Genomic DNA, 24434 nt, shown 5'->3' with positions numbered 1-24434 from the left:
GTGCAGGGCCCAGGTCGAGTACGCGAAGCCGGTCTCGGCACCGGCGACCTGCTGGCCACCGGAACGCCGTCCGGCGTCGGTTACGCCCGCACCCCCGCCTGGCTGGTGCAGCCGGGCTACACCGCGAAGGCGTGGGCGACGACTTCGGCACCGTCCGGCGCCCACGCCTACGGGGCACAGGACGAGGTCGACGCGCGGCACGACAGCACGCGACATCTCGGCCGAGGGAGTCCGGCACAGCGCGCCGGCCGTTGATGCCGCACACTGCTCCCATGACGACGCCCGAATCGCGAACCGGATCGATGTTCCGGTGGACTCCGGTCGCCACCGGCGCGGTGATCGCGCCCGGCGAGCGATTGACCTGGCCGCGCACGATCGGCATCGGATTGCAGCATGTGGTGGCGATGTTCGGCGCCACCTTCCTGGTGCCGGTCCTCACCGGGTTCCCACCGTCGACGACGCTGCTGTTCTCCGGAGTCGGCACCCTGCTGTTCCTGGTGATCACCCGCAACCGGCTGCCGAGCTATCTGGGTTCGAGTTTCGCCATCATCGCTCCGGTCCTCGCGGCCACCGCCTCCGCCGGAATGGGTGCGGCGCTGGGCGGCATCGTCGTGGTGGGCGTCGTGCTGATCGTCATCGGCGCGGTGGTGCACTTCGCAGGCACCCACTGGATCGAAGCGCTGATGCCGCCGGTGGTCACCGGCACCATCGTCGCCCTGATCGGGCTGAACCTGGCGCCGACCGCCAAGACGAATTTCGAGAAGGACGCGATCACCGCGACGGTCGTGCTCGTCCTGCTGATCCTGTGTCTGGTGCTCTTTCGCGGGTTGCTCGGCAGGCTGGCGATCGTCACCAGTGTCGTGCTCGGCTATCTGCTCGCGCTCGCCCGCGGCGAGGTCGACACCGCGGCGATCGGGAAGGCTTCCTGGGTGGGGCTGCCCGACTTCCACGCACCGAGCTTCCACCTCTCGGTGATCCCGATGTTCCTGCCGGTGGTCCTGGTGCTCGTGGTCGAGAACATCGGGCACGTCAAGTCGATCACCACGATGACCGGTATCGACTACGACCGGCGCATGGGCCGCGCGCTGGCGGCCGACGGTCTGGCGACCGTACTGGCGGGCAGCGGCGGCGGTTCGGCGACCACCACGTACGCGGAGAACATCGGCGTGATGGCCGCGACGAAGGTGTACTCCACCGCCGCGTACTGGGTGGCCGGCGCCGCGGCGATCGCGCTCAGCCTTTCACCGAAGGTGGGAGCCGTGATCGCCGCCATCCCGGCCGGGGTGCTCGGTGGCGTGACGACGGCACTCTACGGCTTGGTCGGAATCCTCGGCGTGCACATCTGGGTGAGCAACCGGGTGGACTTCGGCAAGCCGATCAACCAGTTCACCGCGGCCATCCCGCTGGTCATCGGCATCGCCGACTTCACATGGGTGGTAGGCGAACTCGACTTCGGCGGCATCACGCTGGGCGCCGTCGCCGCGCTGGTGATCTACCACGCCATGCGGCTCATCGGGGGATGGCGCGGGACGGTCGTCCCTGACAACGCGCACGGGGTGCGGAAGCCGGTGGAACCGACGGATCGGTGACCGTCGGCGATTCCGGGCAACAGCGATCGACGCTCCATGCGCTGGGAACCTGGAGGAATACGAGCACGACCCTCAGATCCTCGTGCTGCGGTCGGCCCAAAATCGCTCCCGCACTTCCTTCTTCAAGACCTTGCCATTGACGCTGCGAGGGAGCTGGTCGACGAAGACGACCGCCTTGGGCGCCCGCACCGGGCCGAGCCGCTCGCGGCACCGGGCGATCAGCTCCGCGTCGCCAACGCTCTGCCCCGCCTCGAGTTCGACCACAGCGGTCACGACCTCACCCCAGTCGGGATGCGGGGCGCCGACCACCGCGCAATCCCGCACGGCGGGGTGGCTCCAGATCACCTGCTCGACCTCGCCGGGAAAGACGTTGAAACCGCCCGAGATGATGAGGTCCTTCTTCCGGTCGGTGATGTGGAGGTAGCCTTCCGCGTCGCGATGCCCCAGGTCGCCGGTGTGCAGCCATCCGTCGACAATGGTCTCCGCGGTGCGTTCGGGATCCTTGTAGTAGCCCTTCATCACGAGATCGCCCCGGACACAGATCTCGCCGGTCACACCCGCGGCCACCTCCGCCCCGGACTCGTCCAGAATCGCCACCGTGGCCAGCGGATAGGGTCGTCCGCACGAACCGAGTCGGTGCTCGGGCGCCACCTGTCCGTCGATCAGGTGCTCGTCGGGCCGCAGGAACGAGATCGCCGCGGGGGCCTCCATTTGCCCGTAGCCTTCCAGAAAGACCGGCCCGAGCCGCTCGATTCCGGCGCGGAGTTTCTCGGTCGACATCGGCGCCGCGCCGTAGGTCAGGTAGCGCAGGGACGAGGTGTCGGCGGTCCGCTGCCGCAGCACCTCGAGCAAGCGGTAGATCACCGTCGGCGGAAGGAACAGATCCGTGACGCGGTGCCGCTCGATGGCATCGAGGACCCGCTCCGGTGTCGCGCGCGGGATGATGACGACTGCGCCCCCGCGTGCGGTGGCCTGCAGGCTGAACAGCCCGGCCGTGTGCGTCATCGGGGCCGCGGCCAGGTTGACGATGGGTGCGCCCGCCGGATGGACCAGCGCCATCATCTGGTGGGTCACCATCGCCGACAGACTGCGGTGCGTGTTCATGACGCCCTTGGGTGCACCGGTCGTTCCGCCGGTCGGCGCCACTGCGACCACATCGTCCATGGCGTAGCCGACCCGTGGTGGCGCGGTGGGATGCTGGGCGGTCCAGTCCCGCAGGGTCACATCGTCGGTCCCTGCCGCCAACGCGATGTATACGCCGACCCCGGGTGCTGCCGTCTTCAGTTCCGCTACCTGGTCGGCGAGAGCAGGGTGGTAGAACAACACTTCCACGTCGAAGCGCCGCAACAGCCGGATGTTCTCGCTCACCGGATGCGCCGGGTTCAGCGGGACCCACGCCGCGCCCGCGCGCCATGCGCCGAGTACGCAGATCCACGCCAGCGGTGAGTTCGGCGACAGCACGGCGATTTTCGATTCGCGCCGCATGCCGGCGCTCAGTAGCGCATGGGCGATTCGGCACGACAGCGCACCGGCTTCGTCGAAAGTCCAGGTCTCGTCGTCGGTCCGGTAGGCGACGCCCGCCGGATTGATCGCCCGGCCTCGATCGAAGAAATCGATGATGGCCATGTCTCACACCCTTCCCAGCACGATGACGGCAGTGACCGCTTCCTCGCCGCGGTGGAAACCACCGCCGTTCTCCGCCAGCGCGATTCGCGCCCCGTCCACCTGACGCGGACCGGCGTTGCCGCGCAATTGTTCCGTGAGCTCGAAGATCTGGCCGAGCCCACTCGCCCCGAGAGGATGCCCCTTGGATTCCAGGCCGCCGGAGGGATTCACCGGAATCCTGCCCCCGAGCGTGGTCTCACCGCGCAGCGCCGCCGGTCCACCCGCACCGAGCGGAACGAGGCCGAGCAACTCGGTCTGCAGGATCTCGCCGAATGCCGTGGCATCGTGAACCTCGGCCACGTCGATGTCCTCCGGACCGGCTCCTGCCAGTTCGTAGGCGCGTGCGGATACCGTACGGCTCGGGTGTCCCTCGAAGGTCGTCGCGTCGCGGTCCGCTCCGCTGCCGAGGACGGCGGCGAGAACCTGCACCGATTTCGGCGCGCCGAGCCGCCGGAGCCCGGCCTCGCTGCACACGATCACCGCGGCCGCGCCGTCGGTGATCGGCGCGCACATCGGGACGGTGAGCGGGTACGACAGCTGCCGCCCCGCGAGTACGTCCGCCACGGTCATCGGCTTGCGGTAATGCGCGCGCGGGTTGTCGGCCGCATGGTCGTGATTCTTGGCCGCTACCGCGGCGATCTGTTCCTGGGTCGTGCCGTGCAGACGCATGTGGTTGCGAGCGATAGCCGCGTAGATGTCCATGAAGACCGAGCGGCGCCCCAGGTCGTGGTCGTCGACGTCACCACCCAACTCCAGCAGGACGCGCTCGAGTGTGGCGGGATCGGACACGTCGTAGGCGCTGTCGAACACCGCCATGGTTCGTTCGGGGTCGTCGACGTGCATGCGCTCCACGCCGACGGCCAGCGCGACCTCGGCGGCCCCCGACCGGATCCGATCCACCGCGAGCGCGAACGCGGAGGCGCCCGTAGCGCAGGCGTTCTCGACGTTCACGATCGGAATGCGCTGAATACCCGAGGCCCGCAAGGCGATCTGCCCCGCGATCATGTGCTGGCCCTCGAGCGCACCTTGCGTGGCGGTACCGAAGAACGCGGCGTCGAGTGCGTCGGCGGAGGCACCGCAGTCCCGCAACGCGTCGGTGACGGCCCAGCGGGTGAGATCGTTGACGCTCTTTCCGGGGTGTCTGCCGAACGGCGTCATTCCGACACCGGCGACCCAGACGGGGGTTGTCATGATTTTCCTTTCGATTCGAAGTCGTCGATGCGGTCCGATCGACGCCGGCCCGCGCCGAAGGCGGTGCGGAGTCGCATCGACCTCGCGGGACGACAGGAGTCGTCGCTAAGGGCGCTCACCGATCGGCTGGTGATCCGCCAGGAGTCGACTGCCGAGGAAATCCAGTACTCGGTGTAGGGCGGCCTGGGTAGGTTGGCCCGGTTCGTCGATGAGGTGTTCGGTCAGGACCGAGTGGGGATCGAGCACGGCGTCCGGGTTGGCGGCGGCGTCGTCTAGTTCGATCGCGATGAACGCCTCGCCGAGTTGGTCGCGCAGGAAGTCGAATCGTTCGGCCGGAGAACGTCGATCACCGCAGAATCGCAGGCCCATGACCGAAAGTCCGTCGGCGCAACGTTGTTTGACGCGGGCGAGGTCCGAAGCGGACAGGTCGATGGAGTATTTCTGTCGCGAGGTGAAACCCAGCGGCAGCCCCGGCTGGGACAGTACGGGCGCGATCAGACGGTCGTCGACCGCCATGGCGAGGGCGAATCCACCGGTGAAGCACATCCCGACGGCACCGACACCCGGTCCGCCGCAGCGGCGGTGCTCGTGTTCGGCCAGCGCACGCAGCCAGTGCACGACCGGTGAGGTGCGGCCGGTGGCCAGCACCACGAACTCCCGGCTGACGCAGATCGGCCCGAGCTGACCGGCGACGTTCGCCAACGCGGAGACCAGCCCGTGCGCGGCGGGGCTGGGGTCACGACCCGGGTTGCCGTACAGGTGCGGCACCACCGCCGTGCACCCCAAACCCGCGACGCGGCGGGCGAAGTCGAACACCTCGGGTGAGATGCCCGGGAATTCCGCCATGACGATTACGGCGGGACCGGCGCCTCGGCGGAAAAGTGCGCGGGTCTTGCCGTCGTAGGTGAACGAATCGCGCTCGAAGTCGTGAAGATCGTCGTCGCTCATGTGTAGCCCTTCTCGTGAATGGGCCCTCACTATCGACCGGCAGGACTCGCCGGTTATAGGAAAAATGTTCCCCGATGCGCCCGGAGTCACCGCTGTCCCTCGACAGCGCCGTCGATGAACAGCGGCGTCGACGAGACCGGGACCCGAAGCACTCCCCCAGCGATGTCGACCGGCACACGAGCACCGTGGGCATCCACTACATGCGCCCGGAGAAACGGCCAGTCACAGACGAATTCGTTCGGTGAATCATCCTGATCGGCCATGCCGCGCCGCTCCCAGACGACCAGCGCCGGAGTGCCGTGATTCCGCTCGGCTTCGAACAAGTACAAGTCGGGACGATCGATGACGGTGATCCGCCGAACCCGGGTGGCGCCGTCGAGCAGGCGTGCCATCAACTCGAAGGTGTCGGCGGCCGGATGCCGTCGACCGATGGTTGCGCCCGCACTGTCCAGAAGCTGGAGTTTGCCGAACATCAGCGCACCCGCGGCACGGCTGTCGCGATAGAACTCCATTCGGGGGCGATCGGGTAGTACAAGTTGCGCCGGATGCCCTCGGCGAGCGCGAGCATCGTGCGCACCACCACATCCCGGCAGGCCAGCCTGTGCCGGTGTTCCTCCAGTTCCGGTGCGCACCCGTTCATGAACATCTGCAACGTGGGCGGCAGTTCGGCCATGCGCTGGTAGAGCTCGACCACCGGCGCGTCCGCCGCGGCTTCGATCTCTTCGAGGGTGTCGGGCATTGGAGCCTTCCCGAGGAACTGCTGCTGATGAACCGCGAGCACATCGGCCAGATGCGGCAGATTGTCCGGGAAATCCGTGGGCAGCGGCCCACTGTGTTCACTTGCGACGACCGGCTTTTCGCATCCGTGCGCGGCCAGCTGCGCTCGGCATGCTCGCACCAGTTCCGGGACGGTGTACGGGTCGCCGTAGGGGTGGATGTCGAAAACGTCGAAATGCTCCGCTCCGTCCCGCAGCACCTCTCCGAAGAAGCGCCCCCAGGTGTGCGCTCCGGCCGGTCCGTCGCCAAGCATCGCCCCCGGCACCGCCGCGCCGAGTACCACCAGCGCCGCGGGGTCCGCCTGTTTCACGGCCTCGTGGAAGACCCGCAGCTGAGCGACATAGTCACCGGCCGTACCGGCCCAGAACAACGGCAGGCATGGCTCGATCTCGCACTGCCAGAAACGGATTCGGCCCGGCTGGTGCGCGGCGAGCTCTCGGACGAAGCGATGGTAGCGGTCGATGTCGATGGCCGGCGACGCGGGCAGCCACCGGGTGGCGCGCCGCGTGGCCCAGTGCGAACCCGCGCACACCGTCACCCACGCCTCGTCGCCGTCGGCGAGTTGGTCCAGCAACGCGTCCAGCACGTGCAGATCGAACCGGCCGGGTTCCGGCTCGACCTGCGACCAGTGAATGTTCACCCGAACGATGCCTGCGCCCAGCGCCCGCGCCTGTGGCACGAACTCCTCGGGTCGGCCGAACAGCCCGTAGGTGGTGCCACGCACCACCCCGAGACGAATTCCGGGCAGCAGTTCATCCGCGGATACGGCAGAGGCCATGGTCGTGCTCCTTTCAGCGCCAAATAGAGGACTATTAGTACTCTATTAGTGAGCCAAGCTACCACGGGATTCCGCCACCAAGGGACGTATAGTCCTCTAAGTGAACGGAATGAGTGGGCCGGACGGGCCGAGCCGCGCGGACGATCACCGCAAGGCGCCGCGACGGCGTGGCGAGGTGCTGGAACAAGCGATACTGCGAGCGGCGGCGGAAGAACTCGCCGAGGTCGGCTACGCGGGCTTCGGCATCGACCGAGTCGCCACCCGCGCCGGAACCAACAAAACCACGATCTATCGCCGCTGGCCCAGCCGCGCGGCACTGGCGGTCGCGGCGTTCCGCGATGCCGCCCTGACCGACGACGTGCCCGACACCGGCGACCTGCGCACGGACGCACTCGCGGTACTACGCGCCGCCGCCGACCGAATGACGTCACGACAGGGAGACCTACTGCACGTACTGGCCACCGAAATGCACAGCCAACCGGACCTGCTCCGCGAAGTTCGAGATCAGCTGTTCGACACCAGCGTCACCCGATGGCTGACGATTCTCGGTCGCGCCATCGCCCGTGGCCAAGCCCGCCCCGAAGCACTGTCGCCGCGAATCGCGACCGTGGCGGTCGATCTACTGCGCAACGAGTACCTTGTCCGCGGCGTCACCACCATCCCCGACAGCACCATCACCGAGATCATCGACACCATCTACCTGCCCCTCGTGCGGCCCCACATCGGGCAGGGCGGCGAATGAGAGCGCGCCGCCTACTCGGACCGCGTCGAGCGCGTCAGAAGTGCGCGGCGCCACCGTCGATCGAAGTCGAGTAGCGTAATTTGTCGAGGGTCGTGGACCCGACGGCGGGCGCATGCGTCACGGTTGGGCGAGCGAGTGCGTCGGGGTGATGGTCCGGATGTGCAGGACGACGTCGAACCAGTCGCCCAGTCCGGCACCGGCGATGTGATGATCGACGTCGCGGTCAGGGCGGTAGGTCCCGATGATGAGGCGGAGCTTCGCGGGCCGATGCAGCCATTGCCGAACCGCGCCCGCGGGTGCGGTCCGCAGATCGAGCAGGTAACTGCCGAGCTCGGGTTGGTCGAGCACCGTGTCCGCGAAGCCCTCCGCCGGAGCGGGCACAGCCAGGTCGGCGCGGACGTTGCCGTGATGAAAGGTGAGTGCGACCGACAGATAACCGGTTCCGAAGCGGTCACGGAGCAGGGATCCCGTGTTCGGAAACCGTTGTGACATAGCGGCAACGGTGAGCTCTCGCGCGACGGCGGTGTTGGACACTCCTTCCCAGTACACGATCCGGTGCCCGGTGCGATCGTGCCAGTCCACGATGCGGCGAGCGGCATCGACGGATTCGGCGGCGAAGTCACGGCGGCCCGAGGCGGTGCTGTTCTCGTGGTACCGCACGATGAGGCGAGCCGCGTCCAGGACTTCGGGTGCGCCTGCGGCGCCCGGCAACGACTCGACCAGCGTCAGCGCGTCTCGGGCGTGGTCGGCAAATGGGCGCCCAGGGTGGGTGCCGTTCGCGCGCTGTATGTGCTCGCCCAGCCGATGGGCTGTCACAATCGGGTCGTAGTGCGATCTGATCTCCGCGATCCTTTGCGGCGCAACTCTTTCCACGAACCTTGTCACGCGCTCGTAGTGCGCCGGCTTGGCGGCCTCGGGAGCCAGGCCGAACAGGCGTACCGGATCGTGCGGATGCGCACGATTGAACTCGCGCGCCCACTCCAGAACAGCGATTGTCTCGGCGGTGCGCCACGGCACCCACGCATCGCCCAGAATCGCCCGCACGTCCCCGGCACCCGTCCGCGCGTATTCGTCCATGGCCGCCACGACGGATTCGTCATCGAGCAGGGCGAGCGCCCGAAAACCCAGAGTTTCCACGAACAGTCGCAATATCCGGTGTGCGGTCACGGACAGTTCGTGCCCCGCGCGGGTCGTCGCGCCGACTCCGACGACGACCGTGCTGTCAGCCCGGTCGACCAACGCCGCCAAGTCCATGAGCGACCCATCGGCGTCGACCGTGGCGAGGGGGCGGGCGCGGTCGCGGATCCAACGCGTCACGTGCGCGGAGTCGTGCGTCTCATCCGACATGATCTGCTCCTCGGCGAACGGGCCCGCCGGACCTAGCGCGGCGGAGCGCTCTCGACAATGCCTTTGATATCAAAGACATTTATCTTTGATCGCAAAAGTACTTTCGGGATGGGGCGGATGTCAATTGCCGAATCGCGGTCACCGAACCCGTCCGCCCCCGCCTACCGCGACCGACGCGCCGCGATGAGGTCGGCCGCGCCGGAGCGCAGGAAGGGCCGATCGAGTGAGCCGAGCATCATCGGCGTCATGAGCGATGGCGGGCGTCGACAGTTTCTCGAGATTGCCCGGCGGCGCGATCCGCGGGCGTGGCGCGATGCGCTGTCGATTTTCGGGTGAGGGTCAGCAACTCGCCGAACACATCGGCTGCGATCTCGGCGAGCGACCGCTGCTCGTCTTCGCGAATCCATTGCGTGAAAGCGATCCCGAACACCGTGATGCACGACTCCGCCGCCAGCCTCGCGGCGAGGTCCTCGACGCCTCGCGCGCGCAGGGCGTCGGCGACCGTCGTGGCGAGACCTGCGAGCTTGTGCCGCTCGCGTTCCTGTAGTGCGGGGTTCTGGTCGATCACGAATTGTCGCGTACGGGAGTCCGACCGGCGTTCGTCGGGAAAGAACGACGCTACGGACTGCAGCGCGGAGGCGACGATGTCGATCGCGGACATGTCCGGGGGTGCGGCGTCCACGCCGGTGACGAACGCTTCGACCAGTAAGCCCTGTCCGCGGAAGAGAACCTCCCGCTTGTCACTGAAGTGACGGAAGAACGTGCGTTCGGTCAGACCGGCGGACTGCGCGATCTCCGTGGCGGTGGTCTGTTCGAAGCCCCGGGTGGCGAACAGTTCGAGCGCGGCCTGCCGCAGCCGCTCCGCGGCCCCAGGTTCCCAGCGTGCCATGTCGCCAAGTGTAGTGATGACAGCTACTGACATGAAGGCGTAAGGTGATGTCTGTGACTGACGTCAGTCACAGACATCACCTCGCAGGGATCGCTCCCCGCTCAGCGGCGGAGTGGACGAAGGAGTTCACGTCATGCATGTTTTCGTCACCGGAGCCTCTGGATGGATCGGCTCGGCCACCGTCGCCGACCTGCTCGCCGACGGCCATGAGGTCACCGGACTGGCCAGATCCGACGGATCCGCCGCAGCCCTCGAGGCAAAAGGCGCCCAGGTCCGCCGCGGCGACCTGGACGACCTCGACGGCATCCGCTCCGGAGCCGAGGCGGCCGACGCCGTCATTCATCTGGCGAACAAACACGATTGGTCCGACCTCGCCGCCTCCAATGCGGCCGAGCGAGCCGCCGTTCAGACCATCGGCGACGCGCTCGCCGGCACCGGCCGCCCCTTCCTGCTCGCGTCGGGCGTCGCCGCCCTCAGCCAGGGCAGGCCCGCGACGGAAGCCGACCCTTCTCCGTTCCACGGCCCCGACTCGCCGCGCGGAGGAAGCGAGAACTTGGCGCTCGAGTACGTCGACCGCGACGTGCACGCCGTGAGCCTGCGTTTCGCGCCAACCGTGCACGGCGCCGGGGACCACGGTTTCATCGCGACCCTCGCCGCGATCGCCCGCCGGACCGGCTTCTCCGGCTACCCCGGCGACGGCGCCAACCGGTGGGCCGCGGTCCATCGAGCCGACGCCGCCCGACTGGTCACGCTCGGCCTCGGCAAGGCCCCGGCGGGAGCTCGCCTGCACGCCGTCGCCGAAGAGGGCGTGCCGAGCCGCGTGATCGCCGAGGCGATCGGCCGAGCACTGGACCTGCCCGTGACCTCCATCGCCCCGGAGGACATCCAAGGTCATTTCGGGTGGATCGGCGCATTCTTCGCGATGGACCTCTCGGCAACCAGCGAGGCGACGCGAGAGCTGCTGGGCTGGAAACCTACCGGGCCGACCCTCATCGAGGACCTCGACGCCGGTGCCTACACGGCGCACTGATCGGCCGCCGCAAGTTCGTGCCGTCGCCGGGGCGGGTTCCACTGACGAGCCTTCACCCGTGGTCACCGGTAGCCTCCCCGACCCAGCACGCCCTGTGGCGATCACCGCCTCGGCGACGACAAGAAAAGGCCGGTGTCTGCACCGGTGCGGCCTCGGGCATCGAGCACGTGGCGGCGTTCACCCGAACCAGTCGGAAGACCACGAGGGATTCGGTTCATCCAACCCGTAGGTCGCATGCTGGAAGAAGAAGAGATCCGGCCGGAGCGCGTGATAGCGAGTGCCGAAATCGTCGCTGCCCTGCACGTGGGCGTGCCCGGCGTGGATCAGCGAGCGCAGATCCCGGTCGGAGTAGGCGATCTGCACCATCGCGACCTCGACGCCCACGCCGACCTCCACAAATTCTCAGCGAGCCGCCCACCGGCGAACCGCGCGCTCGGTCATCGCCCTCACAGCGGGGGCGGCCTGCTACGGGTTCATTTCGAACACGCCCGCGTGGCTCATCACCTCGTCGTGCAGGCGCGCGGTTCGCTGGACGTCGATGATCGGCTTATGCAGCACGCTCAGTGCCCAATCCTGTTGAGCGGTGGTCGAGGAGGCTTTCGAGAAGACTCCCAGCGCGTACGAGGAGAAGTCGCGCACGAATATCTCGAAGATCGAGTCCACAATGTCCTCGGACGCCCCTTTGATCTCGGCTTGTTCCAGGATGAGCTGCCCGTAAGGCAGCAGCGTGAACAATTCCCCCACCGCGAGCTGATAGTCCAGATCCTCGAGTTGGGCCGGGGTAGGCGGTGCCTGTACGGGGAAATGAGTGAAGCGCTCGGCTTGCTCGACGAACAATGCCACGTTGGGCAGGTGCCGATAGCGTTCGTACGCCGGCCGCCAATCCGCGAATCGCACTGCGCCCAAACCCGCCGCACCCGGTTGCCGGAACAGCGACTCGTCGTCGCCGGGATCCCGTCGCACCGGGACCGGCGGCAGTTCCGCGGGGTTGAACAAGAAGTTCGGCATGAATTTCAACGTCAAGGCCATATTGACGTGTGCGGTGCCCTCCAGCCGTGGCATCGAGTCGATGGTGCCGCGTGCCGTCGCGAAGTAGGAGTCCTTCTCGAATCCTCTGGCGGAGATGACATCCGAGAGTTCACGGAACACGCGCTCGGCCTCGCGAGTGACCTTCATCTTGCCGATGGAGTTGAACATCACGAAGCGGCGGTCCTCCGGGGTCGAGCAGCGCATGTAGTCGATCGCTCGTTCGTGGTAGAGCCGCATGGCGGTCATGCGCACGTAGCTGTCGCTCAGGATCTGGCGCACCTGCGGGAAGTCCGTGACGGGGTGCCCGAACAAGACCTTGGCGGCGGCGTGGTTGATCGTCTCGTAGAAACAGTGCTCCACGATCCCCAACGCGACCATGCCGATGTTGAACTTGCCGCAGTTGACCGCGGCGAGCGCGGAGTCGAACGCCTTGCGGCCTACGTGGAGTATGTCGTCGGCCGAGACGGGATAGTCCACCAGGTCGTAGGCGGAGACGAAGTTCTGCCCGTGGATGACGTTCTTGACCAGCCGGTAGTTCGGGTGCTGGCTGTCGGCGATGAACCAGACGTACGCGTCGGAACCCTCCAGGTCGGTGCGCCTGCCGATGGTCGGCACGATCCTGGCCACGTTGCCGTTGCCGATGTAGTACTTGCTGCCCGTGGCGGTGAAACCCCCTGCGCCATCCGGAGAGAGCAGCATATCGGTAGCGTAGATGTCGGCGCCATGGTCCTTTTCCGACAGCCCGAACCCGATGATCCCGCCGCGGTCGAGTTCCTCGGCCGCACGCAGATGCGCCTTGCCGTTGGCGCTCTGCCAGATGATGGCGAGGCCGAGCGTGGAGACGCCCCACGCATACCAGTACTGCGATCCGTAGAAGCCGGTGATCTCGTTGAACCGGGAAATGAACGCGGTGTCCCAGCGCTTCTCCGGATCCGCGCCCGAACTCGCCCGCGGGATCGCCATGTAGGCGATGATCCGGCTCTCCGCCAGGAACCGCATCCAGTCCTCGTACCACTCCGCTCGGTGCGCGTCGCTGGTGAGCGCCTGCTTGCCCTTCCGCTCGAAGAAGTCGACCACCGACCGCAGCCGAGCCCGCGTGGCGGGATCGAACTCCTCGAACGTCTCGGTCTTCGGGTTGAACAGGGCCATGACGACACCTTTCGAATTGACGGCAAGTGCCATCAATTTAGAACTGACGGCAGCTGCCGTCAATCATCGAACGGGGCTCGGCGGTACAGGCGACGGTAAGCGGTCAGCGTCTCGGCGAGGTGTTCGACGACTTGTTCGCGTGTCGCGGGCAATGTGCCGTCCCACCAGGCCGAGAACAGGCCCGCACAGGCGCACGCCATCGTGACCGCGGCCAGGTCACGGCGCACCGGATCCCGGATACCGGTGCAGAAGTGCACTCGGATCAGGCGAGTGAACGAGGGCATGACGGCGAGAGTGGTCCACTTGCGTCTTGGTTACCACCCCGACTCCCCTGCGAGGCGGTGGACGCGACGGGTCGTCATCTGGACAGAACGCTCTCGGTCACGCTCTCCGACGCGGTGGATACCGGCTCCAGCGGCGAGGTGGCCGCTTGGTATTCACCCATGTTGCCGGGATCGGGATTCGACAGTTGCACGAAGAAGCCGGCGATGCGTCCGGCGAAGTCGCCGTCCGGCATCGCGCAATACAGGTCACCCGCGATGCAGAAGGTCCAGGTCCGCGCGGTGAGCCAGCCGAAACCCCCTGCGCGAGGGCCGATCGCGCCCGCACCCGGGACAGGCGGCCCGATCAGAAGGTCGCCGGGTGAGCGACGAGGATCGGAGATCAGCCCGACCAGCACGACCCGGTGTGGCGGCACCACGCCCAGTCCGGTACCGATTTCGGCCGCGAGATCACCTGCCGCGTCCGCGCCTTGACTGTAGCCGAGCAGCGCGATCCGAGTGGCCCCGCACAGCTGGGCCATTGCCGATACCAGGACGCGCGCTTTGTCGATCGCCTTCCGTTCGGAGCGACCGTACACTTCGCTTTCCCATGGGAAAGCCGTTGCCGCGTAGGGGACATAGTCGACCTGGACATCCCCATCCGGCTCCGGCAGCGCGCGTGCAAACATTGTGCAGGGTCGATCACCGGGGCACGATGCTCTTCGCGCCCACCATGCGCACGAGGCTGAGGATCGGGAGCCCGATCACCAAATGTTCGATCCCGGTGGAGATGCCGACCCAGAGGTCGCTGGACAGTGCCAGAGGAATGATCACCGCCGCGGCGGTCAGAATGCCCACGATCCAGCCGAAGAACAACTCCGGCGACGGAGTGCCCAGGCGCAGCAGATACCACAGCACCCCGCCCAACAGCGCACAGATGAATGCCACCACGGCGAACCAGTACGCATCCTGGGCCATCGGGTTCCACACCCCGAACTTGCCGCTCTCGCTCACCCGGGTGGCGATGATCTCGATGATCCAGGCGCACAACCACGCCGCGAGCGCGGTCACCACCGCCGCGGCGATCACACCGCCGACGAACATGCCGATATTGACGTCCGGCTCCTGCCGCGACCGAGGTTGCCTCTCCGGGCGTTCGGAGTGCTGATACGCGCCCTGTCCCTGGTCCTGGCCGTATCCGGACGCCTGGTCGTATCTGTGATCCTGGGCGTACCCGTGTTCCTGCCCGTATCCCGAAGCCTGGCCGTACCCGCGATCCTGGCCGTACCCGGAGGACCGGCCGTCTCCGCGATCCTGGCCGTACCCGGGATCACGGTAATCGCCCGGCTGATAACCGGCTTCATAACGTGCGGTGTGTTGGTCGCGCGGATTCATGGGATTCAACCGCCGATCACCTCCGTGGAGAGCTTGCGTGTGCGTCGAGTGTAGGGCGGGACCGCAAGGGCCGCTGCCCCCTATCGAATTCCCGTTGCGCGCAGTCGTCACACACAGGCCGGCGCCGCCATGGCGGAGATCAGTAAGGTGCCGGACTCCGATCGGGTCCTGAGGATCGCCGTGGCCCAGCCGACAACTCCTCCCGGTTCCCGGCCGATCGCACCCGAGCACGATCCGCAGTGCGGAAAGTTCAGGCGACGACCGTCCGTTGCGGGACGCCGACGTATTCGCTCAGTGGCCGGATCAACGCGTTGGATTCGCCCTGCTCGATGATGTGCGCGGTCCAGCCGGTGATGCGGCTCATCACGAAGATCGGGGTGAACACCTCGATATCGAAACCGAGCAGGTAGTAGGCGGGGCCGGTCGGGAAGTCGAGATTCGGTTCGATGCCGGTGGCCTCGCGCATGGTGCGCTCGAGGACCTCGTATATACGCACCCACTTCTGGCCGTCGGTCGCCGCGGCGATATCCAGGAAGGCTTTCTTCATGGTGGGGACGCGGGAGTCACCGTTCTTGTAGACGCGGTGGCCGAAGCCCATCACCTTCTCCTTGCGCGCCAGCTTGTTACGCAACCATGCCTGGGCCAGCGCGGGGTCGTCGATCTCCAGCATGTCGTGCATGACGGCTTCGTTCGCGCCGCCGTGCAGGGGCCCTTTCAATGCGCCGATGGCGGCGGTGACGGCGCTGTATATGTCCGACTGTGTGGAGGTGACGACGCGGGCGGCGAAGGTGGAGGCGTTGAAGCTGTGCTCGGCGTAGAGGATCAACGACACTTCGAACGCTTCCACCAACGCGCGCGACGGGATGGTCCCGAAGCACATGTTCAGGAAGTTCTCCGCGTACCCCAGATGGGAATGCGGTGCGATCGGGTCCAGGCCATGGCGACGGCGATGGTCGGCCGCGACGATGGTCGGCAGCACCGCGAACATGCGAAGAGCCTTGGCGCGGTTGGCATTCGCCGAATTGTCGTCTTCGGCCGGGTCTTCCGCGCCGAGGTAGCTGATGGCGGTGCGGACCACATCCATCGGGTGGCAGGTGTCGGGCAACTTGGCCACCAGCGACAGCAGTGACCGATCGGCCCGGCGGGCCGCGCGTTCTCGCTGCTGGAACCGCTCCAGTTCGGCGTCCGAGGGCAACTCGCCGTACCAGAGCAGATACGCCACTTGCTCGAAACCGCAGTGTGCGGCCAGGTCCTGTACGGCGTAGCCCCGGTAGGTCAGAGAGTTGGTTTCCGGCGCCACCCTCGAGATGGCCGTGGTGTCGACGACGACGCCTGCCAGGCCTTTGGCTATGGTCGGTACCGCGGCCTCCGGCCCACCCGTCGCCCGACCACCGCCCCCCATCGAATCGCTTGGCGATGCGGTGTTCATCACTGGTTCCTTCCCAGAGTGAAATCGAAGATGTCGGAATCGAATTCGTTGTATCGCTCGTACTGGAGAAGCTCGTACAGGCGAGAGCGGGGCTGCATTCGATCGAGCAAGCCCGATTGCGTGCCCCGCTCGAAGATCTCCCGCAACCCGGCCTCGGCCGCGAACATCGCCAACCGCAGGGTGGACACCGGGTAGATCACCGCGTTGTAGCCGATCCGCTCCAGTGTCGCCGCCGGGATGAGTTCGGACTTACCGAACTCGGTCATATTCGCCAGCAATGGAATCGGCATCGCGGCCCGGAACTTCTCGAAATCCGCGACGGTGCGCAACGCCTCGGTGAAGATCAGGTCCGCGCCCGCTTCGGCATAGGCCCCCGCCCGATCGATCGCGGCGTCGATGCCTTCGATCCCGGCGGCGTCGGTGCGCGCGCAGAGCACGAAATTCGGATCCCGCCGGGCGGACACCGCCGCCCGGAGCCTGCGCACCATCTCCTCGACCGGCACCACAGCCTTGCCGTCGAGGTGACCGCACCGTTTCGGATTCACCTGATCCTCGAGATGGCAGCCCGCGATTCCGGCGTCTTCCAGCATCGAGACCGTGCGCGCGGCGCTCATCGGCTCGCCGAAGCCGGTGTCGGCATCGATGAGCACCGGCAGATCGGTCACGCGCGCGATCTGCCGACCGCGCTCCGCCACCTCGGTCGAGGTGGTGAGCCCGATATCCGGCAGCGCCAGATCGGCCGAGACCACCGCGCCGGAGACATACACGCCTTCGAAGCCGATTTCTTGAATCAGCCTGGCTACCAGCGGATTGAACGCACCCGGGAAGCGCTGGATCGTTCCGGAGGCCAGGCCCGCGCGGAACGCGGCGCGTTTGTCGGCGGCCGGCGTGGCCGCGGCCAGCAGACCGGTCATCAGAACAGTCCCTTCGGCAGTTTCGGCGCCCGCGCGAGTACCTCGTCGGAGACGGTGAAGTTCAACTGACCCAGTTCCTCGGCGGACAACTGCGGGGTGCGCTGGGCCACGTCGAGGAAGCGGTCCTGCTCGCCCGCGTCGATCACTCCCTCGGCCAGCGTCCGGAACTTGGCGATGTACTGGTCGCGGGTGAACGGCCGCGCGCCGAGCGGGTGCGCGTCGGCGACCGCGAGTTCGTCGACGATCACCTCGCCGCTCTTCAGCGTGACCTCGGCGCGGGCGCCGAACGCCTTCTCGTTCGGGTCGGTCGAGTGATAGCGCCGGGTCCACTCCGGGTCCTCGGCGGTGGAGATCTTGCGCCACAACTCGACGGTGTCGGGTCGCTGCGCACGTTCGGGGGCGTAGGAGCGCTCGTGGTGCCAGGTGCCGTCCTGCAGGGCGACGGCGAAGATGTACATGACGGAGTGATCGAGGGTTTCGCGGGACGCCGTCGGGTCGAATTTCTGCGGATCGCCCGATCCGGTGCCGATCACCACGTGCGTGTGGTGGCTGGTGTACAGCACGATCGAGGCGATCCGGTCCAGGTTGCCGATCCGCTCACGCAACCGGCGCGCCAGGTCGATCGGCGCCTGGCTCTGGTATTCGGCGGAATGCTCCTTGGTGTAGGTGTCGAGGATGCCGCGCTTGGGTTCACCCGGGCCGGGCAGCGGCACCGAATACTCCTTGTCGGGGCCGCCCAGCAGCCAGGCGATGACGCCGTCCTCCCCTTCCCAGATCGGCGACGGCGCGCCTTCACCGCGCAGGGCACGATCGACCGCTTCCACCGCCATCTTCCCGGCGAAAGCGGGTGCGTAGGCCTTCCAACTGGAGATTTCTCCCTTGCGCGATTGCCGGGTGGCGGTGGTGGTGTGCAGTGCCTGACCGATGGCCTGATAGATGGTCTCGGTGTCCAGGCCGAGCAGCGTGCCGATACCGGCGGCGGCGGAGGGGCCGAGGTGGGCGACGTGGTCGATCTTGTGCTCGTGCAGGCAGATCGCCCGCACCAGGTCCACCTGGATCTCGTATCCGGTCGCCAACCCGCGGATCAGATCCCGCCCGCCGCGTCCGGCATGCTGGGCTACCGCCAGGATCGACGGGATGTTGTCGCCGGGGTGGGAGTACTCCGCGGCCAAGAAAGTGTCGTGAAAATCCAGTTCGCGCACGGCCACGCCGTTGGCCCAGGCCGCCCACTCCGGCGAGCATCGGCCGTCGACGCCGAAGACGGTCGCGCCCGGCTGGTACGGGTGCGCCAGCGCCTGGGCGCGCGCGTTGGCCACCGGACGACGCGTCACCGACGCCGCCGCGACCGCCGCGTTGTCGATGATCCGGTTGACGATCATCTCCTCGGTCTCCGGAGCGACCGCCACCGGGTCCGCGGCAACCTCGGCGATCCGCCACGCGAGGTGCTCCTCGCGGGGGAAGTGCTCAGCGGAGCGGCGCGTGCGGACGAAGTGGTTTTTCACGACGGAATCCTCCAGATCATCAATTTCCGGGTTTCTTTTCGCACACTACACACGCCTGTGCACGCGAGAAATCCGTTACAAATGCCGAATTTTGCGTACCGCAATCAGCAAATTTGTGGAAATTGCGAAATCTCGTGGTGCTACATTCGCGAGCATGCAGAAGATGTATGCGGGCGGACGGCTGCGCGCACTGCGCGAGCAACGCGGCTTGTCGCAATCGGGCCTGGCGAAGGCGCTCGCGCTGTCGGTCAGCTACGTCAACCAGCTGGAGAACGATCAGCGGCCCCTGACGGTGCCGGTGCTGCTACGCCTGAATTCCACCTTCGACCTGGACATGGGGTTCTTCGCCGCCGACACCGACGCGCGACTGCTCGCCGACCTGCACGACGTCTTCGCCGAGGATCCCGCCGGCACGACGGTGTCCACCGCCGAACTCGACGACCTGGTCTCCCGGGTGCCCGCCGCCGCCCGCGTCCTGGTGAGCCTGCACCGGCGTCTGCGTGGCGCGACCGAACAACTCGAACGATTCTCCGCGGGCATCGAAAGCCCTACGGCCGACCCCGGTCGTGCCATGCCGTACGAGGACGTGCGCGACTTCTTTTACGACCACCGCAACCACATCCCCGAACTCGACCAGGCCGCCGAACGACTCTTCGCCGACCACGGTCTTGGCATCGGCGGCCTCGACCTGCAACTGAGCGAACTCCTGCGCGAGCGGCACGGCATCGCGGTCGCGATCAGATCCGACGACCCACACCGCCCCGGCCCCAAACGCCTCTACGACCCCGAAGCAGGACGTATCACGCTCGCCCGCAGGCTCTCCGCCGGTCAGCGGGCCTTTCAACTCGCCACGCAGCTGGCTTTTCTCACCCAGACCGCGACCATCGATGCGTTGACCGCGAGAGTGGAGTCGATGGCGGCCGAATCGCGCGAACTCCTGCGGGTGGGATTGGCGAACTACTTTGCCGGGGCGCTGATCCTGCCCTACACCCGGTTCCGGGACGCCGCCGAAGAGCTGCGCTACGACATCGATCTGCTGTCGGCGATGTTCGAGGTCGGCTTCGAGACCGTCTGCCACCGCCTGTCCACGCTGCAACGCCCCGGACGACGCGGAGTCCCGTTCTTCTTCGTACGCACCGACCGCGCGGGCAACATCTCCAAACGCCAATCCGCGACCGCGTTCCATTTCTCCCGGGTCGGCGGCAGCTGCCCGTTGTGGGTCGTCCACGAGGCCTTCACCACACCCGGTCGAATCCGTACCCAGATCGCGGAGATGCCCGACGGACGCAAATACCTCTGGCTGGCCCGAACCACCGACGAGAGCACCCCCGGATACCTCTCTCCCAGAAGGGATTTCGCAATCGGTCTGGGTTGCGACCTGGCCTACGCCGACAAGCTCGTCTACTCCCACGGCCTGCCCATCCACGACGACACCTCCGCGGTGCCCATCGGCCCGGGCTGCAAGATCTGCGAACGCCCCGACTGCGCCCAGCGCGCCTTCCCGCAGCTCGGGCGCGCGATCCGGGTCGATGAGAACCGCGCCGCCAACATCCCCTACACCCCGGCCGACCATCGCGGCGAACCGCGATGATCACACCGGCTTCGTGCCACCTACGAGCCCCAGCCGACGTACGATTCCGCGCGCATCCGTTCTCGCATGTGTGGGTAGTGGAGTTCGAAGGCCGGGCGTTCGGATCTGATACGGGGGAGTTCGTAGAAGTTGTGCCGGGGAGGCGGGCAAGTCGTGGCCCATTCGAGTGAATTTCCCCCGCCCCAGGCGTCGTCCACGGTGACGACCTCGCCGTAGCGGTAGCTGCGGAACGCGTTCCATACGAACGTGACCATCGAGACGCCCAGAATGAACGATCCGATGGTCGAGATGGCGTTCAGCGCGGTGAACCCGTCGGTCGGCAGATAGTCGGCGTACCGGCGGGGCATACCTTCGGCGCCCAGCCAGTGCTGAACCAGAAAGGTCGTGTGAAAGCCGACGAATGTCGTCCAGAAATGCAGCCTGCCCAGGCGTTCGTCCATGTAGCGCCCGGTCATCTTGGGGAACCAGAAGTAGATTCCGCCGAAAGTGGCGAAAACGATCGTGCCGAACAACACGTAGTGGAAGTGGGCTACGACGAAATAGGTGTCGTGAATCTGCCAGTCCAATGGCGGGCTGGCGAGGATGACGCCGGACAGTCCGCCGAACAAGAAAGTGACGATGAAGCCGACGGCGAACAGCATCGGGGTCTCGAAAGTCAGGTTCCCCTTCCACATGGTGCCGATCCAGTTGAAGAATTTCACCCCGGTCGGCACCGCGATCAGGAAGGTCATCATCGAGAAGAAGGGCATCAGCACCGCCCCGGTCGCGAACATGTGATGCGCCCATACCGCTGCCGACAGCACCCCGATCGAGATGGTGGCGTACACCAGAGGTCCATAGCCGAACAGGGGTTTGCGGCTGAACACGGGCAGGATCTCGCTGATGATCCCGAAGAACGGCAGTGCCACGATGTAGACCTCGGGGTGCCCGAAGAACCAGAACAGATGCTGCCAGAGCAGGACGCCACCGGTGGCGGCGTCGTAGATGTGCCCGCCGAGATGCCGGTCGTAGGCCAGCGCCATCAAGGCGGCGGTGAGAATCGGGAACGCGAGCAACACCAGCACGCTGGTCACCAGGATGTTCCACCCGAACATGGACATGCGGAACATCGTCATGCCGGGCGCGCGCAGGCAGACGATGGTGGTGATCATGTTCACCGCGCCGAGAATGGTGCCCAAACCGGATACGACCAAGCCCATGATCCACAGATCGGCTCCGGGGCCGGGCGCGTGGATGATGTCGCTCAGTGGCGTATACGCGGTCCATCCGAAATCAGCCGCGCCGCCGGGTGTCACGAATCCGGAGACCACCATCGTCCCGCCGAAGAGGAACAGCCAGAAGCTCAAGGCATTCAACCGTGGAAATGCCACGTCGGGTGCTCCGAGTTGCAGCGGAAGGACCGCGTTGGCGAATCCGAACACCGTCGGAGTCGCATACAGCAGGAGCATGACGGTGCCGTGGATGGTGAACAGCTGGTTGTACTGCTCGGGTGAGAGGAACTGCAGGCCCGGCCGTGCCAGTTCCGCGCGCATGAGCAGCGCCATCAGACCGCCGAGCAAGAAGAAGGCGGTCGCGGCGACGAGATACATGATGCCGAGCACCTTCGGGTCCGTCGTGGTGACCAGCCGCCACAACACCGAGCCCTTCGGAGCCGTCCGCGCCGGAAACGGCCTGGTCGGTGTGACCTGCGGTGCGAGTGGATACGACACCTGAGTCATCGATACTCCTCACCTGCTACCGGCGAGATCACCCGCGGTGGCCGGGGACGAATTCCTGGGCCTTGGCTTTCGCGCCTTGCGCCACGAGATGCCAGGCGTCGGGGTCGCCGCGCAGCACCGCTTCGGCGGTGGATTTCATCTGTTCCCAGGTGGCGTGCGGTGGGATCGGCGGCACCTCCGGATCGCAGCGGACGTCGAGCACCGTGGGCCGCTCGGCCGACAGCGCCGCTTCCCACGCGGGCGCGAGGTCGTTGGGGTCGTCCACGGCGATGGCGCCCAGGCCGTACGTGCGGGCGAGTTCGGCGTAGGAGACCTCCGGCAGCGACTGCGATTCCTCGAATTTCGGCGCGCCCCCCATCGAGCGCAGCTCCCACGTGACCTGGTTCAGGTCGTTGTTGTGGAACACGCACACCACCAGCCGTGGATCGCGCCACCGCTCGTGGTAGCGGCTGATGGTCAGCAATTCGCCCGCGCCGTTCATCTGCATCGCACCGTCACCGACGAGAGCGACCACCGGCCGGTCCGGGTGGGCGAACTTCGCGCCGATCGCGTACGGCACACCGGGCCCCATGGTGGCCAGCGTCCCCGACAACGAACCCCGCATCTGCCCGCGGAACCGCAGACAGCGGGCATACCAGTTGGTGGACGACCCGGAGTCCGCGGTCACGATGGCGTCCTCCGGGATGTACCGCGACAGTTCCCACACCACCCGCATGGGATTGACCGGCTTCGCGTCCAGCAGCGACTGGCGTTCGATCGTCTCCCACCAGCGCCGCACGTTGGATTCGATCGTCGTCCGCCAGCTGCGATCGGACTTGCGGCTCAGCAGCGGAAGCAGTTCGGTGAGTGTTCGTTTCGCGTCACCGACGAGGTTGACCTCGGTGGGGTATCGCATGCCGATCATGGCGCCGTCGATGTCGATCTGCACCGCACGCGCCTGACCGAAGTCCGGAAGGAACTGCGAATAGGGGAAATTCGATCCGATGATCAACAGGGTGTCGCAGTCGCGCATCAGTTCATAGCTGGGCCGGGTACCGAGCAGGCCGATGGATCCGGTCACGTACGGCAGGTCGTCCGATAGCACGTCCTTGCCGAGCAGGGCTTTGGCCACCCCGGCTCCGGTGATCTCGGCCAGCTCCATCACCTGCTCGGCGGCGTCCCGGGCGCCTTGCCCGACGAGGATCGCCACCCGCGACCCGGCGTCGATGATCTCGGCGGCTCGTTCTATGCCTGCGCGATCCGCGGTGACCGTGGCATGCAGTGCCGAGGGCGGGCTGGATGGCACTTGCTTGAACGCGTGCTCGGGCGGCTGATAGCGCTCCTCCTGCAGATCGGAGGGGATGATCAGCGCCGTGGGGGCCCGGCGGGTGGTCGCGATACGGAACGCGCGGTCGAGCGCGTTGGGCAATTGATCGGGAACGTTCACCTCGACCAAGTAGTCCGAGGCGACATCCTTGAACAGGCTCTGCAGATCGACTTCCTGCTGATAGCTGCCGCCCATCGCGCTGCGCGCGGTCTGCCCGACGATCGCCACGACCGGCACGTGATCGAGTTTCGCGTCGTAGAGACCGTTGAGCAGATGGATCGCTCCCGGACCCGACGTGGCAGTGCAGACGCCGACCTCGCCGCTGAACTTCGCGTAGCCGACCGCCTGGAACGCGGCCATCTCCTCGTGGCGCGCCTGAATAAAGGCGGGTTTGTTGTCGGCCCGCCCGAACGCGGCGATCAAGCCGTTGATGCCGTCGCCCGGATAGCCGAACACCTGCTGCACGCCCCAGTCACGGAGTCGTCGCAAGACATAGTCGGCGACCTGGTCAGCCATGTCGTTCTCCTGTCCGCCTTCGAGGTGTCGTCTCCGGGGCCGATTACCCCGGCCGGCAGCCCTCAACCCGAGGCATACGCGGCGACCGGACGGGCATCCGCGCGGTGTTCTCGTCTGTTCCGATGCTCACCTGCCGTCGTCGAGAGGATGTGCCCGAAATGGCGCGTTCGCTTCAATTGCCCGGCCGTCACAGCGCTTCCGGTCGTTCCCAATGGCCGTTGGAGGCACTGCGCGCGGACCTCACCGAGCGGATCGACGGCGAGGTTCGATTCGACTCCGGAAGCCGCGCGACGTACTCGACGGATGCGTCCAACTATCGCGCCGTCCCGCTCGGGGTGGTCGTGCCGCGCACACCGGAGGACGCGGCCACGGCGGTCGCCGTCTGTCGCGCGCACGACGTGCCGGTGGTGTCGCGTGGTGGCGGCACGAGCCTGGCCGGGCAATGCCGCAACGCGGCGATCGTCATGGACCGGAGCAAATACTGCACGCGTGCGGTGTCGGTGGACCGTGCCGCCGCCACCGCCGTGGTCGAGCCGGGCATCGCGCTCGACCGGCTCAACACCGAGCTGGCATCCACCGGCCTGATGGTCGGCCCGAAGCCGTCCACCCATGTCAGCTGCACGACCGACAGCTCTCGCCGCGCTTCCGGCTCGACGGAATGAGAGCACG

The 24434-nt window shown here is 66.8% G+C and carries 23 protein-coding genes; 6 read left to right on the top strand and 17 right to left on the bottom strand.

All coding sequences use genetic code 11. The features are described from left to right. Positions 1-255: a hypothetical protein gene (locus ACFV2O_RS22750; protein ID WP_379253519.1), complete on the top strand. Its 255-nt coding sequence runs from the start codon at positions 1-3 to the stop codon at positions 253-255. A gap of 47 nt (positions 256-302) precedes the next feature. Continuing rightward, positions 303-1589, top strand: a complete 1287-nt coding sequence (locus ACFV2O_RS22745) for a uracil-xanthine permease family protein (protein ID WP_379253663.1) — start codon at positions 303-305, stop codon at positions 1587-1589. Between the two features lie 72 nt (positions 1590-1661). Here the strand turns inward: ACFV2O_RS22745 and ACFV2O_RS22740 are convergent, their stop codons facing one another. The 5 genes from ACFV2O_RS22740 to ACFV2O_RS22720 all read right to left on the bottom strand — a co-directional run bounded on the left by ACFV2O_RS22740 (position 1662) and on the right by ACFV2O_RS22720 (position 6948). Further along, positions 1662-3215, bottom strand: coding sequence for a class I adenylate-forming enzyme family protein (locus ACFV2O_RS22740; RefSeq protein WP_379253518.1), 1554 nt, complete (start codon positions 3213-3215; stop codon positions 1662-1664). A 3-nt stretch (positions 3216-3218) separates the two neighbouring features. After that, positions 3219-4445, bottom strand: coding sequence for a thiolase family protein (locus ACFV2O_RS22735; protein ID WP_379253517.1), 1227 nt, complete (start codon positions 4443-4445; stop codon positions 3219-3221). A 105-nt stretch (positions 4446-4550) separates the two neighbouring features. Beyond that, the gene (locus tag ACFV2O_RS22730; RefSeq protein WP_379253516.1) at positions 4551-5393 is read right to left on the bottom strand and encodes a dienelactone hydrolase family protein; all 843 of its coding nucleotides are present in this window, start codon (positions 5391-5393) and stop codon (positions 4551-4553) included. A gap of 86 nt (positions 5394-5479) precedes the next feature. Next, positions 5480-5905 carry a hypothetical protein gene (locus tag ACFV2O_RS22725; RefSeq protein WP_379253515.1) on the bottom strand — a complete coding sequence of 142 codons (426 nt, stop codon included), beginning with the start codon at positions 5903-5905 and terminating at the stop codon, positions 5480-5482. Next, on the bottom strand, positions 5866-6948 hold the full coding sequence (locus ACFV2O_RS22720; RefSeq protein ID WP_379253514.1) for a hypothetical protein: 1083 nt from the start codon (positions 6946-6948) through the stop codon (positions 5866-5868). Before ACFV2O_RS22720 ends, ACFV2O_RS22725 begins: the two co-directional genes overlap by 40 nt. Before the next feature lie 109 nt (positions 6949-7057). Between ACFV2O_RS22720 and ACFV2O_RS22715 the strand changes: the two genes are divergently transcribed. After that, on the top strand, positions 7058-7690 hold the full coding sequence (locus ACFV2O_RS22715) for a TetR/AcrR family transcriptional regulator (RefSeq protein WP_379253662.1): 633 nt from the start codon (positions 7058-7060) through the stop codon (positions 7688-7690). 117 nt (positions 7691-7807) lie between these two features. Here the strand turns inward: ACFV2O_RS22715 and ACFV2O_RS22710 are convergent, their stop codons facing one another. Both ACFV2O_RS22710 and ACFV2O_RS22705 read right to left on the bottom strand, forming a co-directional pair. Further along, complete coding sequence (locus ACFV2O_RS22710; RefSeq protein WP_379253513.1) at positions 7808-9037, bottom strand: erythromycin esterase family protein; 1230 nt, start codon at positions 9035-9037, stop codon at positions 7808-7810. Between the two features lie 244 nt (positions 9038-9281). Beyond that, entirely contained in the window at positions 9282-9926 is a 645-nt protein-coding gene (locus tag ACFV2O_RS22705) for a TetR family transcriptional regulator (RefSeq protein WP_379253512.1), read from the bottom strand. A gap of 133 nt (positions 9927-10059) precedes the next feature. On the opposite strand from ACFV2O_RS22705, the gene ACFV2O_RS22700 reads away from it, so the two are divergent. Further along, the gene (locus tag ACFV2O_RS22700; protein ID WP_379253511.1) at positions 10060-10956 is read left to right on the top strand and encodes an SDR family oxidoreductase; all 897 of its coding nucleotides are present in this window, start codon (positions 10060-10062) and stop codon (positions 10954-10956) included. A 177-nt stretch (positions 10957-11133) separates the two neighbouring features. On the opposite strand, the gene ACFV2O_RS22695 is transcribed toward ACFV2O_RS22700, so the two are convergent. The 8 genes from ACFV2O_RS22695 to prpD all read right to left on the bottom strand — a co-directional run bounded on the left by ACFV2O_RS22695 (position 11134) and on the right by prpD (position 18634). Continuing rightward, positions 11134-11340 carry an oxygenase MpaB family protein gene (locus tag ACFV2O_RS22695; RefSeq protein ID WP_379253510.1) on the bottom strand — a complete coding sequence of 69 codons (207 nt, stop codon included), beginning with the start codon at positions 11338-11340 and terminating at the stop codon, positions 11134-11136. Between the two features lie 81 nt (positions 11341-11421). After that, positions 11422-13134, bottom strand: coding sequence for an acyl-CoA dehydrogenase family protein (locus ACFV2O_RS22690; RefSeq protein WP_379253509.1), 1713 nt, complete (start codon positions 13132-13134; stop codon positions 11422-11424). A gap of 59 nt (positions 13135-13193) precedes the next feature. Further along, on the bottom strand, positions 13194-13418 hold the full coding sequence (locus tag ACFV2O_RS22685) for a hypothetical protein (RefSeq protein ID WP_379253508.1): 225 nt from the start codon (positions 13416-13418) through the stop codon (positions 13194-13196). 74 nt (positions 13419-13492) lie between these two features. Further along, positions 13493-14083, bottom strand: coding sequence for a cutinase family protein (locus tag ACFV2O_RS22680; protein ID WP_379253507.1), 591 nt, complete (start codon positions 14081-14083; stop codon positions 13493-13495). A gap of 13 nt (positions 14084-14096) precedes the next feature. Then, entirely contained in the window at positions 14097-14789 is a 693-nt protein-coding gene (locus ACFV2O_RS22675) for a DUF6069 family protein (protein WP_379253506.1), read from the bottom strand. A 250-nt stretch (positions 14790-15039) separates the two neighbouring features. Continuing rightward, the gene (locus tag ACFV2O_RS22670) at positions 15040-16191 is read right to left on the bottom strand and encodes a bifunctional 2-methylcitrate synthase/citrate synthase (protein ID WP_379253661.1); all 1152 of its coding nucleotides are present in this window, start codon (positions 16189-16191) and stop codon (positions 15040-15042) included. Positions 16192-16217: 26 nt separating this feature from the next. Beyond that, the gene (gene prpB / locus ACFV2O_RS22665; RefSeq protein ID WP_379253505.1) at positions 16218-17132 is read right to left on the bottom strand and encodes a methylisocitrate lyase; all 915 of its coding nucleotides are present in this window, start codon (positions 17130-17132) and stop codon (positions 16218-16220) included. Then, positions 17132-18634: a 2-methylcitrate dehydratase PrpD gene (gene prpD / locus ACFV2O_RS22660; protein WP_379253504.1), complete on the bottom strand. Its 1503-nt coding sequence runs from the start codon at positions 18632-18634 to the stop codon at positions 17132-17134. Before prpD ends, prpB begins: the two co-directional genes overlap by 1 nt. A gap of 154 nt (positions 18635-18788) precedes the next feature. Here prpD and ACFV2O_RS22655 point away from each other — a divergent pair, with 154 nt between their 5' ends. Beyond that, a complete protein-coding gene (locus tag ACFV2O_RS22655) occupies positions 18789-20225 on the top strand; it encodes a short-chain fatty acyl-CoA regulator family protein (protein ID WP_379253503.1) in 1437 nt (478 codons plus the stop codon). Positions 20226-20245: 20 nt separating this feature from the next. Here ACFV2O_RS22655 and ctaD read toward each other — a convergent pair whose 3' ends face one another. Both ctaD and ACFV2O_RS22645 read right to left on the bottom strand, forming a co-directional pair. Beyond that, positions 20246-21943, bottom strand: coding sequence for a cytochrome c oxidase subunit I (gene ctaD / locus ACFV2O_RS22650; protein ID WP_379253502.1), 1698 nt, complete (start codon positions 21941-21943; stop codon positions 20246-20248). A 28-nt stretch (positions 21944-21971) separates the two neighbouring features. Continuing rightward, positions 21972-23765, bottom strand: a complete 1794-nt coding sequence (locus tag ACFV2O_RS22645) for a thiamine pyrophosphate-requiring protein (protein WP_379253501.1) — start codon at positions 23763-23765, stop codon at positions 21972-21974. Positions 23766-23923: 158 nt separating this feature from the next. Here ACFV2O_RS22645 and ACFV2O_RS22640 point away from each other — a divergent pair, with 158 nt between their 5' ends. Continuing rightward, a complete protein-coding gene (locus tag ACFV2O_RS22640) occupies positions 23924-24427 on the top strand; it encodes an FAD-binding oxidoreductase (protein ID WP_379253500.1) in 504 nt (167 codons plus the stop codon). Positions 24428-24434 lie beyond the last annotated feature (7 nt).

This window comes from Nocardia sp. NPDC059691, assembly GCF_042733915.1.
Taxonomy (GTDB): Bacteria; Actinomycetota; Actinomycetes; order Mycobacteriales; family Mycobacteriaceae; genus Nocardia; species Nocardia sichangensis.
Note: the sequence above shows the minus strand (reverse complement) of the source record. Positions and strands in the feature narration are given on the sequence as shown.

Excerpts from the sequence above, each read along its gene's own strand:
- ACFV2O_RS22745 (WP_379253663.1), top strand. The coding sequence starts at position 303 with ATGTTCCGGTGGACTCCGGTCGCCACCGGCGCGGTGATCGCGCCCGGC.
- ACFV2O_RS22740 (WP_379253518.1), bottom strand. The coding sequence starts at position 3,215 with ATGGCCATCATCGATTTCTTCGATCGAGGCCGGGCGATCAATCCGGCG.
- ACFV2O_RS22735 (WP_379253517.1), bottom strand. The coding sequence starts at position 4,445 with ATGACAACCCCCGTCTGGGTCGCCGGTGTCGGAATGACGCCGTTCGGC.
- ACFV2O_RS22730 (WP_379253516.1), bottom strand. The coding sequence starts at position 5,393 with ATGAGCGACGACGATCTTCACGACTTCGAGCGCGATTCGTTCACCTAC.
- ACFV2O_RS22725 (WP_379253515.1), bottom strand. The coding sequence starts at position 5,905 with ATGGAGTTCTATCGCGACAGCCGTGCCGCGGGTGCGCTGATGTTCGGC.
- ACFV2O_RS22720 (WP_379253514.1), bottom strand. The coding sequence starts at position 6,948 with ATGGCCTCTGCCGTATCCGCGGATGAACTGCTGCCCGGAATTCGTCTC.
- ACFV2O_RS22715 (WP_379253662.1), top strand. The coding sequence starts at position 7,058 with ATGAGTGGGCCGGACGGGCCGAGCCGCGCGGACGATCACCGCAAGGCG.
- ACFV2O_RS22710 (WP_379253513.1), bottom strand. The coding sequence starts at position 9,037 with ATGTCGGATGAGACGCACGACTCCGCGCACGTGACGCGTTGGATCCGC.
- ACFV2O_RS22705 (WP_379253512.1), bottom strand. The coding sequence starts at position 9,926 with ATGGCACGCTGGGAACCTGGGGCCGCGGAGCGGCTGCGGCAGGCCGCG.
- ACFV2O_RS22700 (WP_379253511.1), top strand. The coding sequence starts at position 10,060 with ATGCATGTTTTCGTCACCGGAGCCTCTGGATGGATCGGCTCGGCCACC.
- ACFV2O_RS22690 (WP_379253509.1), bottom strand. The coding sequence starts at position 13,134 with ATGGCCCTGTTCAACCCGAAGACCGAGACGTTCGAGGAGTTCGATCCC.
- ACFV2O_RS22685 (WP_379253508.1), bottom strand. The coding sequence starts at position 13,418 with ATGCCCTCGTTCACTCGCCTGATCCGAGTGCACTTCTGCACCGGTATC.
- ACFV2O_RS22680 (WP_379253507.1), bottom strand. The coding sequence starts at position 14,083 with ATGTTTGCACGCGCGCTGCCGGAGCCGGATGGGGATGTCCAGGTCGAC.
- ACFV2O_RS22675 (WP_379253506.1), bottom strand. The coding sequence starts at position 14,789 with ATGAATCCGCGCGACCAACACACCGCACGTTATGAAGCCGGTTATCAG.
- ACFV2O_RS22670 (WP_379253661.1), bottom strand. The coding sequence starts at position 16,191 with ATGGGGGGCGGTGGTCGGGCGACGGGTGGGCCGGAGGCCGCGGTACCG.
- prpB (WP_379253505.1), bottom strand. The coding sequence starts at position 17,132 with ATGACCGGTCTGCTGGCCGCGGCCACGCCGGCCGCCGACAAACGCGCC.
- ACFV2O_RS22655 (WP_379253503.1), top strand. The coding sequence starts at position 18,789 with ATGCAGAAGATGTATGCGGGCGGACGGCTGCGCGCACTGCGCGAGCAA.
- ctaD (WP_379253502.1), bottom strand. The coding sequence starts at position 21,943 with ATGACTCAGGTGTCGTATCCACTCGCACCGCAGGTCACACCGACCAGG.
- ACFV2O_RS22645 (WP_379253501.1), bottom strand. The coding sequence starts at position 23,765 with ATGGCTGACCAGGTCGCCGACTATGTCTTGCGACGACTCCGTGACTGG.
- ACFV2O_RS22640 (WP_379253500.1), top strand. The coding sequence starts at position 23,924 with ATGGCGCGTTCGCTTCAATTGCCCGGCCGTCACAGCGCTTCCGGTCGT.